This is a genomic window from Solitalea lacus (genome assembly GCF_022014595.1).
GTDB classification, from domain to species: Bacteria; Bacteroidota; Bacteroidia; order Sphingobacteriales; family Sphingobacteriaceae; genus Solitalea; species Solitalea lacus.
Genome location: NZ_CP091740.1, coordinates 3,690,301 through 3,703,914 on the forward strand (window position 1 = coordinate 3,690,301; position 13,614 = coordinate 3,703,914).

12 protein-coding genes are annotated in these 13,614 nt (G+C 37.0%); 4 read left to right on the forward strand and 8 right to left on the reverse strand.

Annotated features, from left to right (window positions below):
* Nucleotides 1-43: 43 nt before the first annotated feature.
* The 4 genes from dapB to L2B55_RS15865 all read right to left on the reverse strand — a co-directional run bounded on the left by dapB (nt 44) and on the right by L2B55_RS15865 (nt 3,399).
* Nucleotides 44-784 carry a 4-hydroxy-tetrahydrodipicolinate reductase gene (gene dapB, locus L2B55_RS15850; RefSeq protein ID WP_237847154.1) on the reverse strand — a complete coding sequence of 247 codons (741 nt, stop codon included), beginning with the start codon at nt 782-784 and terminating at the stop codon, nt 44-46.
* 59 nt (nt 785-843) lie between these two features.
* Nucleotides 844-1,479, reverse strand: a complete 636-nt coding sequence (locus L2B55_RS15855; protein WP_237847155.1) for a DUF5683 domain-containing protein — start codon at nt 1,477-1,479, stop codon at nt 844-846.
* Nucleotides 1,480-1,533: 54 nt separating this feature from the next.
* Nucleotides 1,534-2,451, reverse strand: coding sequence for a ParB/RepB/Spo0J family partition protein (locus tag L2B55_RS15860; protein ID WP_237847156.1), 918 nt, complete (start codon nt 2,449-2,451; stop codon nt 1,534-1,536).
* Nucleotides 2,452-2,598: 147 nt separating this feature from the next.
* Nucleotides 2,599-3,399, reverse strand: a complete 801-nt coding sequence (locus L2B55_RS15865) for a ParA family protein (protein ID WP_237847157.1) — start codon at nt 3,397-3,399, stop codon at nt 2,599-2,601.
* Between the two features lie 283 nt (nt 3,400-3,682).
* Here L2B55_RS15865 and L2B55_RS15870 point away from each other — a divergent pair, with 283 nt between their 5' ends.
* The gene (locus L2B55_RS15870) at nt 3,683-4,204 is read left to right on the forward strand and encodes an NADPH-dependent FMN reductase (protein WP_237847159.1); all 522 of its coding nucleotides are present in this window, start codon (nt 3,683-3,685) and stop codon (nt 4,202-4,204) included.
* Nucleotides 4,205-4,281: 77 nt separating this feature from the next.
* Here the strand turns inward: L2B55_RS15870 and L2B55_RS15875 are convergent, their stop codons facing one another.
* Both L2B55_RS15875 and L2B55_RS15880 read right to left on the reverse strand, forming a co-directional pair.
* On the reverse strand, nt 4,282-5,307 hold the full coding sequence (locus tag L2B55_RS15875; RefSeq protein WP_237847160.1) for an alpha-2,8-polysialyltransferase family protein: 1,026 nt from the start codon (nt 5,305-5,307) through the stop codon (nt 4,282-4,284).
* A 255-nt stretch (nt 5,308-5,562) separates the two neighbouring features.
* A complete protein-coding gene (locus L2B55_RS15880) occupies nt 5,563-6,066 on the reverse strand; it encodes a substrate-binding domain-containing protein (RefSeq protein WP_237847161.1) in 504 nt (167 codons plus the stop codon).
* 104 nt (nt 6,067-6,170) lie between these two features.
* Here L2B55_RS15880 and L2B55_RS15885 point away from each other — a divergent pair, with 104 nt between their 5' ends.
* Entirely contained in the window at nt 6,171-7,814 is a 1,644-nt protein-coding gene (locus L2B55_RS15885) for an ABC transporter substrate-binding protein (RefSeq protein WP_237847162.1), read from the forward strand.
* A 58-nt stretch (nt 7,815-7,872) separates the two neighbouring features.
* Here the strand turns inward: L2B55_RS15885 and L2B55_RS15890 are convergent, their stop codons facing one another.
* Nucleotides 7,873-10,395 (reverse strand): TonB-dependent receptor, encoded by a 2,523-nt coding sequence (locus L2B55_RS15890; RefSeq protein WP_237847163.1) that lies wholly within the window; start codon nt 10,393-10,395, stop codon nt 7,873-7,875.
* 140 nt (nt 10,396-10,535) lie between these two features.
* Here L2B55_RS15890 and L2B55_RS15895 point away from each other — a divergent pair, with 140 nt between their 5' ends.
* Complete coding sequence (locus tag L2B55_RS15895; RefSeq protein WP_237847164.1) at nt 10,536-11,126, forward strand: TetR/AcrR family transcriptional regulator; 591 nt, start codon at nt 10,536-10,538, stop codon at nt 11,124-11,126.
* Between the two features lie 229 nt (nt 11,127-11,355).
* Entirely contained in the window at nt 11,356-12,642 is a 1,287-nt protein-coding gene (locus L2B55_RS15900; RefSeq protein ID WP_237847165.1) for an MFS transporter, read from the forward strand.
* 53 nt (nt 12,643-12,695) lie between these two features.
* On the opposite strand, the gene L2B55_RS15905 is transcribed toward L2B55_RS15900, so the two are convergent.
* Entirely contained in the window at nt 12,696-13,505 is an 810-nt protein-coding gene (locus L2B55_RS15905) for a hypothetical protein (protein ID WP_237847166.1), read from the reverse strand.
* Between the last annotated feature and the right edge of the window lie 109 nt (nt 13,506-13,614).

Here is a 13,614-nt window from a genome sequence, read left to right on the forward strand (position 1 = left end):
AAGCAACCAAATATAGTTTAAAAATTTTTCTGCAAAAGCTTTTTTAGAAAGACAACAGATCTTTCATAGTGAACACACCTTTCCTCTCCTTTAACCACTCAGCTGCCACAACAGCTCCTAATGCAAAACCTTTACGGTTAAAAGCTTCATGGCGTAAGTCGATCCGGTCAATCTCCGAAATATAAGTTACTGTATGTGTTCCGGGAACTGCATCCTCACGTAATGCCTCAATTAGTAAGGTATCAGTTGATACATTGGGTTTTTGTTCTATTCCATTATTCAGCCACCCCTCAAACTTGGTCTTACGATCAAGGTTACCTATGATTCCTTCAGCTAGGGTAATAGCAGTTCCACTAGGATGATCCAGTTTTTGAGTATGATGAATTTCCTCCATTTGAACATCATAATCAGTAAAACCGTTCATCACCTTGGCCAAAACTTTATTGATATGAAAGGTAATATTTACACCAATGCTATAGTTGGTGGCGTAAAACAAGCTTTTTTCTTCCGATATGCAGCGACTTGCAATTTCATCCAATTCATCATACCAGCCGGTTGTGCCAACTACAATAGGCGTTCCAGCCTGAAAACATAAATCAATATTACCAATTACTGTTGAGGGCGTACTGAACTCGATAGCCACATCAGCTTGTTTAAGATTATTAACGGTCAACTCTTCAAGATTGGTATCGTTAATTTTTAAAACTATTTCGTGGCCACGCTGCAAAGCAATTTGTTCAATCTCTTTGCCCATTTTTCCATAACCTAGCAATGCAATTTTCATGTTAAAAACAATTTAGACAGATTTTTATTGATGAGTACACCGATTGGCAACAACTCTAATTATTTTTTCAAAGTAAACCGAAAGCTTATACCCGGCGTAAATGTAAGCTTATTATTAAAAGCTAAACTTTGATTAATTGTAGGACTGATTTTTAATGATAAATCATCGCTAACATCAAAGTTTGAAAGTTCAGCATCTACATATGCATCGATGATTTGAGCCGCATACAACGCAACTGTACCAATAATGCAAATATCTCGGTTACGCTTGTAAAAATTTTTCACACTGACAATCTGTTCGTCACTGGCACCAGAATAGTCCGGATTACCAATCGTATTAGGGTCGTTATCAGTACGGGCGATATATTCATTCAAAAATTCGTTATAATAATCCTGATTGAAGTTAATGGCATAGCCCAAGGCTACAAAACCACCGTAAACTAATGGTAGCTTCCAATAGCGTTTATTATAAATTTGCCCTAAACCCGGCACAACTGCAGCTCTGAACAAAGCTGTATTCGGATCCTTTGGAGTTCTAACCTTTTTCTTTTTAACTACAGGCTCTATCTTGGCAGTATCAGATTTAATATCTGTTTTTTTTACCGTATCCGTCAATATAATTGTTTCTGCAAAATTGTTGCTTTTAACAATATCGGATGCCGAAGCAGTACCAATAAAAACCAGCAATGCTGCCATTAAGCAGCAAGCCTTTTGATAATAATTATTTAAGTTTAATTGACTCAATATCACTTAACTTAATAAATCAAGAATTCTGTTAAGGTCAGTATTAGAAAGAACAGGAATTTCAATTTTACCTTTCCCATTGTCATCCACCTTTAACGCTATCCTGGTTCCAAAACGAGAGGAAAGATCATCCTGTACTTTTTTCAAATGGATAGACATGGCAACCGGTTCCTTACGTTCAACAGGCTCAGATTTTTTACTCAGTTCACGAACCAATTCTTCTACTTTACGTACGGAAAGGTCCTTTTCTATGATCTGACGATAAATCCATAATTGTTTGTCAATATCCCCAACATTGATGATTGCACGTGCATGCCCCATTGAAATACGACCGTCACGAATGCCGGCCTGCACTACCGGAGGTAATTTTAACAATCGAAGATAGTTAGTAACTGTAGAACGGTTTTTACTAACCCTTTCGCCTAATTGTTCCTGCTTTAAACCCACCTCATCAACCATACGTTGAAAGCTGATGGCAATCTCAATCGCATTCAGGTCTTCACGCTGAATGTTTTCGATTAAGCCCATTTCCAGCATTTCCTGATCATTGGCCGTACGGATATAAGCCGGAACCTCACTTAATCCTGCAATTTTTGAAGCACGCAAACGACGCTCACCTGAAATTAACTGATACTGATTATCATTTAACTTACGCAACGTAAGCGGCTGAATGATTCCTTGCAATTTGATGGACTCTGCCAATTCACCCAAAGCCAATTCATCAAAATCGGTACGCGGTTGAAACGGATTGGTATCAATTTTTTCAACAGAAATGAAGGAAACGGAACCTGCAGCATTAACAACAGGCTTAGCTACTGCCGCAGCCTGCGGATTATGCAAATTCTCATGAATTTCAGTAGTGTCATTTTCCGCCAACAAGGCGCCCAATCCCTTTCCTAAAGCACTTTTTTTAATGGCACTCATTTAATTAGGTTTTAAATTCTAAAACAGTTTTTAATCTTTACTTCTATTCTCCTGATCTTTCTTGGGGAGATGCTTTTTATACTGCATAACCCCAGCCTTACCGACCGGGGTTAGTATTATCTTAAAATATATCTTTCCTATTTCTTATTAAACGGACTCAGCAACAGAATCACTTCCTACTGTTATGCCGTTTTTGCGCAGAACTTCACGGGCCAGGTTAAGGTAGTTAACCGCACCTTTGCTTGATGCATCATGCATAATGGCAGATACTCCAAAGCTTGGCGCTTCACTTAGCTTAGTATTACGTGCAATAATGGTATCAAAAACTAAATCCTGGAAGTGTGTTTTTACCTCTTCAACAACCTGATTTGATAAACGCAAACGCACATCATACATGGTTAACAAAATACCTTCAATTTGAAGATTCGTATTTAAACGCGACTGAACGATTTTGATGGTATTAAGTAATTTACCCAACCCTTCCAATGCGAAATACTCACACTGAACCGGAACAACCACTGAATCAGCTGCCACCAAAGCGTTAATTGTAATTAAACCTAGTGAAGGCGAGCAGTCAATAATGATAAAATCGTATTGGTCACGAACAGAGTCCAATACTTTTTTCATTTTATACTCACGCTCAGGCAAATTAATCATTTCAATCTCAGCACCAACTAAGTCGATGTGTGCTGGCAAAAGATCAAGGTTAGGCGTTGTAGTTTTAATAATTGCCTCTTTAGGATCAAGATCGTTAATGATGCACTCATAAACGCTGGATTTAATACTGCGAGGATCATATCCTGTACCTGACGTACTGTTAGCCTGCGGATCTCCATCGACCAACAAGGTTTTGTAATCAAGCACTCCTAGACTGGCAGCAAGGTTAATAGCCGATGTGGTTTTACCTACTCCACCTTTTTGATTGGCAAGCGCAATAATCTTACTCATTAGCTGGTATGTTTAACTGTTAATATGTGCTTAATAGAACTTATTTAGCTAGGTTAGCTCACATTTGCTGAAAGTTTTTCATTTAACCGATTTACAATCAAACCTGTCAAATCTACTTTCAAACCCATTTTTGAATAAAATTCAAGTGGGTTTTATTAGCTTTGCCGCCAACTTTTCAAAGCGCCTAAAGATACAACTTTATACAAAAAATAATAGGCACTTAAATTTTATTGGTAATAACTTATATAAACTAAAGGATTAACATCCGATTTTTTTTAACCATATGATTTCAATAGTAGCTGGCACAAATCGCCATGATAGCAAAACCTTACTTGTTGCTAAATTTTATCAATATTTATTAGCTCAAAGAGGTGTGGAAGCCAATTTGCTTTCTTTATGTGACATGCCCGACACCATGATAAAATCGGATTTGTACGGCCGTAGAAGTGAGCAATTTCAACAGCTGCAAAATCAGGTAACTGCCACCGATAAGTTCATTTTTGTAATACCAGAGTATAACGGAAGTTTCCCTGGAGTATTAAAAGTTTTTATTGACGGCTGTAAGTTCCCTGAAAGTTTCTCAGGTAAAAAAACAGCATTGGTCGGTATTGCTGATGGCACCTATGGCAATATTAGAGGAGTTGAACATTTCACGGGTATTTGCAACTACATTGGTTTAACTGTCCTTCCTACCCGAATTCACATTCCTAAAATCAACTCTGTATTAGACGCTCAAGGGAATATTGTAGAAGCTACAACTTTAAAATTTGCAAACGATCAGCTTGATAAGTTTTTGGCTTTTTAACTTAAATAAAGCCTTATTCAAACACTCATATAATATAATAACAGCACCTTGATTAATATCTTAAGGTGCTGTTTAGTTTATAGCATTGTCCAATTTGAAATCAGGTTTGACGGCAATGGAATCAGGCGGTTAGGGCCTTTTCTCATCAGTTTATTATATGTTGAGTAAACTTTACATTGCATCATTGAAGCATATAAGCCCAAACTACTAACCATACAATAAACTATGGGCTTCTGGGACATAAATACCTGTTCCAATACAACTTCCTTATCAACTTCGATCAAGTCAATACCATTTGCATATTTAGCAATCAGGTTATCAATTAACCTCTTCTTACTTTTCTTCCCATATTGCTCAGGGTGATATTTAATATAGAGTTCAGAATACCCAAGTCCTTTCACATGCATAAACATTTTTTTAAGCGCATGCTCAAAAGTCATATTATCTATCAAATTAAACTCTAATAAAGCGTCAAAGACCAGTATTGGTTTGTTATGTAAATCAACCTGTCTTGATATTTCTTCCGATTCAATATTTATTCTGTTTCGCTTAGGAAAGTCCTGGAAAGCACAATCTGAAACAGCATAACATCCCAAATAATTATTATGAATTTCAAAAAATCTGGAATGTTTATATGAGTAAGTCAGCGTAAGCAGTTTCCAATACCATTTCGAAAAAACTTGACTAGAGTATTTACGTATAAATGGCTTGAGATAACTGGAATTTAAATAGGAAGCAAATCCTTCTTCAACAAAGAAATAGCCACTACAGTTTCTATGATCAATAATTGAAGCGATTCCGTCCATGTCAAGATGAGGTGTGTAAACCACAAATTGGCTATGCTGAATATATGGGTTTAACAACTTGAGAAAACTCTGAATGGTTTTTCGATTCTTAACAGCTGATAGCACCCTTTTTTTGACCTTGTTTAGGGTTGGTATATTTATCATTTGCTCAGGTAAAAAAACGGCATTTGTGTCAACTGGGGTAAATCCCCGGTATAAAAGTAACACGCATTGACTTTCAGGAATTTGTTCTTGCTTTATAATAGACTGAGCTACTAAAAATGTGATATTGCTATGGATGCAAAATACATGTTTCATACCTGGGTTAGTTGTGTTTAATCTATTTCTAGATAACGCAAAATCCGGGCGGATTAACATGTATGTTTAAACAACAATTTAATAACTAGCTCGATTTATCCATTAAAAGCTGACTGCCAGCAACTATGGATAATAAATCTTTTTTACAGGTTGCTTTAAATAGGTTTATTGGTCTATAGATTAGTTACAATCGAGGAATAAGTTTCCCCTTTATTTGAGGAAATATTTTAACAATTCAAACAAATTCTATGTTTTTTATAGGGCTAACTTCACCCAACCATCTCCTTCAAAACCGAAATAAAACTGTTTAGGGTTTATAATTTCGGCCATTAGCTCTAAATGGTCAACCAAAGCTTCACCGGTTAGGTCATAAAAAAGATGTGAATCAGCGATGAAAACCCTGTTGCTCTTCATTGCAAACAATTCGCCCAAACTACTCATTGGGACTTTTTCAAACACCAAGGATAATGTTTGAGGAATGGGGCTTCCGGGAATGGCAAATACTAAAATTTCCGGATCAATTGCTTTTAAATCTTCCCAACTGATCAGATTTGTTGCATCGGTCGCACTCCCTCCTACCAAGCTTAACAAATTTTTATCAACTGTGGCTAAACTCAAAGGCTCCAAACTGTTAACTATTGCCACAACCGGCTTATCGGTTACATACTTCAGTTTATGTTCTATAATATCGATACGAGTTTCAAGGTCTTCACGAATTTCGTCTGAAACATTCCCTAATAGTTGTGCGCGGTTATGCATATTTTAGATGAATTAGCTTATTTTGCAGTGCAAAGGTAGAATTTAATTAATTATGGCATCGAACAATAATTAGCTAACTACCTTAGAAAATATCAGATTTATAAATGAATTTTTTAAAAGGGTTATTTCCTGTTTCTTTAGTCACTTTATTTATTCTTTCTTTCACTGTTGCTTGTACATCCAACGAAGAAAGTACTGACAAAAAAGTCTTTAATCTTAACCTCGATCAAGGAGTTACTTCACTCGATCCTGCTTTTGCCCGCAACAATAACAATATATGGTGTGATAACATGTTGTATAATGGTTTGTTGCAGCTTAGCGACAGTCTAACCGCAGTGCCTGCAATTGCACACGGCTTTGAAATAACTAATAATGGATTAACCTATATTTTTCACCTAAGAAATGATGTGTTTTTTCACGACAATGAACGTTTTACCGACGGCAAGGGACGAAAAGTAGTTGCTTCCGACTTTGTGTACAGCTTCGGGAGAATTATTGACCCTAAAGTGGCTTCATCAGGAGCATGGATTTTTAATGACAAAATAAGCGATAGCAGACCATTTGAAGCCATTAATGACTCAACGTTCCAAATCAATTTAAAACGTCCTTTCCCTGCTTTCCCAAGCTTGTTAACAGCGCAATACTGTACAGTTGTACCTCATGAAGTGGCTGAGTTTTATGGAAAAGATTTCCGCAACCACCCGGTAGGAACGGGTCCCTTCAAGTTTAAATATTGGAAAGAAGGAGAAATATTGGTTTTCCTGAAAAATGAAAATTATTGGGAAAAACGAGGCAATGAACGCTTACCGTTCCTCGATGCTGTAAAAATCACCTTTATTGCTGATAAGCAAACGGCCTTTATGGAGTTCATAAAGCATAATCTTGACTTTTTTAACAGCATTGACGGAAGCTATCGAGATGATATTTTAACTAAATCCGGTAAGTTACAGGAAAAATACCGTGGCAAATTTCAACTGATCAAAGGCCCCTACCTAAATACCGAATATATTGGCATGTTGGTAGACAGTAATGCAGCCATTGTAAAAAACAGTCCATTTAAAGACAAACGCTTCCGCCAGGCCATTAACTATGCTATTGATCGCAATCAAATGGTAAAATATCTGCGCAACAGCATTGGCACTCCCGCTTATCAAGGTTTTATACCCAAGGGCATGCCTGGGTTTGATGAAGACAAAGTTCAGGGATATACATACAAGCCAGAAAAATCGAAACAACTATTAACGCAAATGGGCCACCCTAATGGCAAGGGACTGCCGGAAATAACTTTGCATACCACCACCACCTACCGCGACTTAATTGAATTTGTACAGGGAGAGTTAAACGAAGTGGGTATTAAAACGAAGGTTGAAGTTCAGCCCGGAGCCAGCCTTCGAGAGATGATTTCTAAGAATGGTATTAATTTTTTCCGCGGTTCATGGTCTGCCGATTATCCGGATGCAGAGAATTATCTGTCGGTATTCTACTCAAAAAATTATGTTCCAATAGGCCCTAACTATACAAGTTTTAAAAACAAAAAATTTGATATCCTTTTTGAGAAATCATATTACGAAACCAATGACTCGCTCCGCTACAATTTGTACCGCGAAATGGATAATTTAGTAATGAATGAAGCCCCGGTAGTTCCTTTATTCTATGATCAATTGGTAAACATGTACCAAAACAATATTTCAGGATATCGAACCAATGCCCTTAACTTATTGAACTTAAAGGAAATCAAAAAGAACTAAAGAGAACGAGGTCCATGATTGATTTCATGGACCTCGTTCTCTTTATTACAAAGCGGTTTTAATTACTCATTCCGCCGCCACCGCCCTGAGAATCTTCTTCTTGTTTTATATCATCGTTATTGATTCCATTCTTTTTTCCACCCTGGCCTTTACCTTTACGCTGGCCGCCGCTACTACCCTGTCCAAAATCCATTTTCCCAAAACGGTAGCTAAGTGATACCCCAATTGAACGGAACGGAACCTGACGCTCACTGTATTGATCAAAACCATTACCATTTATTTTACTGATAAACTCACGGTTTTTACTGAATGGATTTGATAGATTCAACCCTAAGCTTGCGCGTTTCTCCATGAACTCTTTCTTAAATCCAATATTAAACATAGAGAATGATGGATTTTGTCCTTGAATGGTACGGCGCGGAGAATTGAACATCCCGAACATTTCAATTGCAAAATTTTGAGGTAAATTCCATGATGCATTTCCGTTAATACTATACAACACACTGCTATTACTGTAAGTAGTCTTAATATTTGAATCATCAACATTGTAAGTATAAACATTGGCATTACCCCTCAAGGTAAAATATTGTCCTAACTGAACCGATCCAAAAAGATTCACCCCTACAGAAGAGCTACCTGCAATATTCATATACGTTGTTCCATAAATTTCACTCCTGCCAGGAACAGGCCCTACCACACTTTCAATTATATCAAAAGTATTTTTGTAATAAACTGAAGCATTGACAGATGTTTTGCCCATAAACTTAGAATACCCTAACTCAAATGAATTAGTTTTTTCTGGCGATAAATATGGGTTACCAAATGAAATGTTTTGCGGATCGGTAGCATCTACAAACGGATTCAGGAAACGTAAGCCCGGACGCTGAATACGTTGGCTATAACTTAATTTTAATGAAGATAAATCCTTAAATGTTTTTGCTAAAGTTACACTCGGGATAAAGGTATTATAACCGTTGTTTATGCTATTGAGTTCACTTGAAACAAAGCTTCCACTAATTTCAGTGCGTTCAAAACGACCTCCGGCTTTGATAGCGTATCCCTTTTCTAATGTCAAGGCAAAAGAAGCATATCCTGCAAATACATTTTGAGCGTAGTCAAACTGGTTTGAACGATTCACAACAGGCAGGTATCCTTCCAATGGAGATAAAACTTCGTAAATCGAATTACTTGTAATGTCCCGCAAAATTGATTTAGCCCCGGTTTCAAGCAGCAACTTTTTTGAAATAGGATGAGCATAGTCAGCTTGTAAGGTTAACTCACGGTTAGCTCCATCATTGAAACTACGTTCAGCACTATCAGGAAAGTTCACTACTCCATCATATATTGACTCGTAATCTGTTTGGTTTTTATCCTTGCTCAACTGAAAACTTAAACCTAATTCTTGTTGAGGTTTTTTAAATGTTTTTCTATAATCGGTAGTCCAATCAATACCAGTTCGCCCAGAATTATTAATTGAATTACGATTAAATGCTTGCTGAACCCCTTCAACTGAATTTGATTGAGTCGCCAAAACCATCGCGCCTGTCCCGTTTCCCCAATTATTAACTTTTATACTGCTGGTAATGTTATTGGTTTTATTAATCTCATAATCAACCCCAAAGTTCACACTTCCTCCTTTACGATCGCTTTTTCCGGTTCCATTTTGGTTGCTGTATTTAATATTACTGGCATCTGAATAATCAGTACGAGTAAAAGTATTTGCTCCGTTTTGTGGAATTAAATACATTCCACTAAAGCCCGAATTAAAGCCCAACTTCCCTCTTTTAAAGTTGATATTACCATTACCTCGATTAAATCGTGTACCCACATTTAAGCTGATATTACCTGTAACGCCGGCAACGTCAGTTTTCTTGGTCACAATGTTGATGATACCAGCAGATCCTTCGGCATCGTACTTGGCCGACGGGCTAGTAATAACCTCAACATTTTTTATCTGGTCGGCAGGAATCATTTTCATGGCATCAGCCACATTATTACTTACGATAGTTGAAGGTTTTCCATTTATTAATACCCGTACATTTGAACTTCCGCGTAGCTCTACGTTACCGTCCATATCAACACTAACCATTGGCACTTTACGCAAAACGTCTCCCGCATCACCACCTTTAGATGTCACATCCTTTTCGGCATTGTAAACCATTTTATCTATCTTATTCTCCACTAAAGCTTTTTGGCCCACCACGGTAACTTCGTTTAATTGTTTGCCTTCTGCCCTAAGCAAAACTTTACCAAGTTTCAAATCATTATTAGCATCGGAAACAACAATTTTCTTTGTTGAAGAAGCGTGATAACCTATAAATGAAACAACGAGTTTATATTCGCCGTTAGCTATTCCAATTAGTTTAAACGAACCTTTTTCATCAGTTAATCCTCCGTTCACCGATTTAGAGTCAGCCCAGCGCAATAATGCTATTGTGGCAAACTCGACCGGTTTTTGATTTACCGAATCAAGAACAACTCCACTCACTTTGCCGCTTCCTTTTGCCGCCCCTCCAGGCATTTGCGCATAACCAATTGCTGCAAGCAAGCTGAATAAACTAAATAGTAAAACTTTCTTCATGGATTTTTTCTTATGTCCCAAAGTTAATTTTGCGATTGAAATATCATTGTAAAATCATTGTTATAACATATACAATCTAATGTCAAATTTTTATTTGACAAATATAAATAAATAAACATTCATTTATATTTGTCGGATACATGAGAACACGAGACGAGCATAAAGAGTTGACCATACGTCAAAAAGCTATTGAACTGATCGCAAAGAATGGATTGGAAGGTTTCAGTATGCAAAAACTGGCTAAGGCTGCCGGAGTGTCTCCCGCAACACTTTATATTTATTACAAAGACAAAGAAGATCTTGTTGTAAGTTTAAGTATGGAGGTTTTTAACAAAATGCAAGTCTACAGCCTAAGCAATTTTTCTGCTGAAATGAGTTTTGAAGAAGGAATGAAGGTTCAGTGGAAAAACAGAGCCGCATTTTTTTTAGAAAACCCATTTGATGTTCAGTTTATTGAACATTTAAGATACTCTCCGGTTTTCAGTAAAGTTTCCGACTTAATTAAATCGGGCTTTAAAGAAACCATGAGCCGCTTTGTTCAGAATGCAATAGAAAGGAACGAACTTGTAAAACTCCCCTTTGAAGTGTATTGGTCAATGGCTTTTGCCCCTTTGTTTCAGCTAATGAAGTTTCACTCCCAAGGCAAGAGTTATGCTTCAAAAAAATTTGAGCTGAATGAAGAATTAATGAACCAAACGCTTCAATTAGTGTTAAAAGGACTAAAACCATAAACTACCAAATATAAAACATGAATACATATGCACACGTCCACCTTAATTTTTAAAACCAAAAAAAAGACTGAAAAACATTGCCTGTTTTAATCATGCCAACTCCATTCAACGCAGAAGCGTTGATCTGAAGATGTGATAAAGTTTTAAGAATGGAAACCTCAATCCTAGTCAGAAAATTTAATCACTATGCTTAAAACACAGGGTAAAAAAACTTTTTAAATTATTGAAAATGACAACACAGCAACACATAAAAGAAAAAGTATTTTCCAGTTACCAAGTATTCATTATCGCCATACTTGCAATTCTACAATTCACCATCATTCTCGATTTCATGGTTTTATCTCCTTTAGGGGCTATTTTAATGAAAGAACTGAATGTAAGCACCCGACAATTTGGCTTAGTAGTATCTGCTTATGCCTTTAGTGCAGGAGCTGCAGGCCTGTTGGCCGCAGGTTTTGCTGATAAATTTGACCGTAAAAAGCTTCTATTATTCTTTTACACTGGTTTTATTATAGGAACCGCTTTTTGTGCAGTGGCTCCAAATTTTCACTTTCTATTAATTGCTCGTATTATAACAGGTTTGTTTGGAGGCGTGATTGGCTCAATAAGCTTTGCAATTATTACAGATTTGTTTAAACTGGAAGTCCGTGGCCGCGTTATGGGTTATGTGCAAATGGCATTTGCAGTTAGTCAGGTGCTGGGCATTCCTGTTGGCCTGTTACTGGCCAACAAATTTGGGTGGCATTCACCTTTTTGGATGATTGCTGGCTTCGGAGCCATTTTAGGTATGCTTATCCTAATTTATATGCGTCCGGTAAATGAACACCTTAAAGTACAGCACGATCGCAGTGCCTTTAAGCACTTGGCAGCAACAATTTCAAAACCAAATTATATCAGAGCATTTTTAGGAACCACGTTATTGGCAACAGGCGGTTTTATGCTAATGCCCTTTGGAAGCGCATTTGGTATACACAATATGGGACTAACAATGGAACAGTTACCTATATTGTATGGCGTAACCGGTGTATTTTCAATGCTTTTCGGACCAATTACAGGTAAACTGAGTGATAAGATTGGTAAGTATAAAATGTTTGTGGCAGGCTCAATCATAAGCATTATAATGGTGGCCATATACACCAACTTAGAAACAACTCCGCTTTGGCTAGTCATTCTTATAAATGTTATTCTTTTTGTCGGCATTTCATCTCGAATGATTGCAGCCTCTGCGTTAATGACGGCGGTTCCGCAAATTCAGGATCGAGGTGCTTTTATGAGTATCAACGCTGCCGTGCAACAAATTTCAGGAGGAATTGCCGCTTATGTTGCCTCGTTAATTGTGGTTGAAACTTCATCGGGCAAACTAAACCATTACGACACGCTAGGCTATGTGGTTATTGCTGCCATGATTGTAGCAGCTTTCCTAATGTTTTGGATAAACAAATATGTTACGCACCAATCCAAACAGGATAAAGAAATAAAAGTTGACTTACACTCCGAAATTCCAGTAGAAGCATAGTTAAAAGGCTTGCAATTGAGTTGCAAGCCTTTTTTTAATATTCATAAGGTTAACTAACGAACAGCTAATTGCAACTTTAGATCATACTTTATAGGCTCGGTATAAATCGCCAACTGATCCTCAGCTTGAGTTGGCAGGCCACTCGCACCATTCATCCCTACTGTTCCATTTACTTTTCTTCCTCCTTGGTGCATCATTGCATACATATTTTTCTCTGGCAATATATTTTTATCTATACCTTCAATTTTCAGTCCTATACCAATTTCAGGTTTCTTAGCTTTAAAAACAGATCCATAAAAAGCCTTAAACGGAATAATCACTTCATAAATCAAAGCGTTGTCCTCATCCCAATCAAAACCTATTGAAATCCCACTTTTATTATCGGTTAACGCTTGCTTTCCGTTGGCAAATGCATAAAAACCAATAACCTTCATCTCTTGGTTATTTTCCTTTGCTCTTACGTGTAAGTCTTTAAGTCCTAAACGCTCCCCTGGTTTAAAGTCCCATTTAGGCTTTTCGCCTGGTTTGAACTTATTAGTTAAAGGAAACTCAATTGCTACTGTTTGCTGTTTTTGAAGTGAACTATCCAAAAACATCTTCATCCCACCTAAAAACATCTTGGCTTGGGTAGTTTTATCAAAAATACGCATAGCTATGTAAATGTTTTCCTTGTCATTGGCAATAGCATATTTTACTCTTCCGCTCTTATCCACATTCTCATCTTCTATAGCGTAGCTCCAATCATCAAGTTTACCATCAGCAACAACAGGACGCGTTCTGTAAGTACTTTGAAAAGTTTTTGATGAGCATCCTTCCAATAGCAAAATAACGGTCAAAGGCAATAAATAAATAAGTCTCCTCATATGTTTGAAATGATTTTTTCATGCAATTATCCAACTTGAACAGTATTAATATGCATTTAAGATAAACATGGTAATTCTCTATCAAAAAACAATACTTTCAGTTGAATCA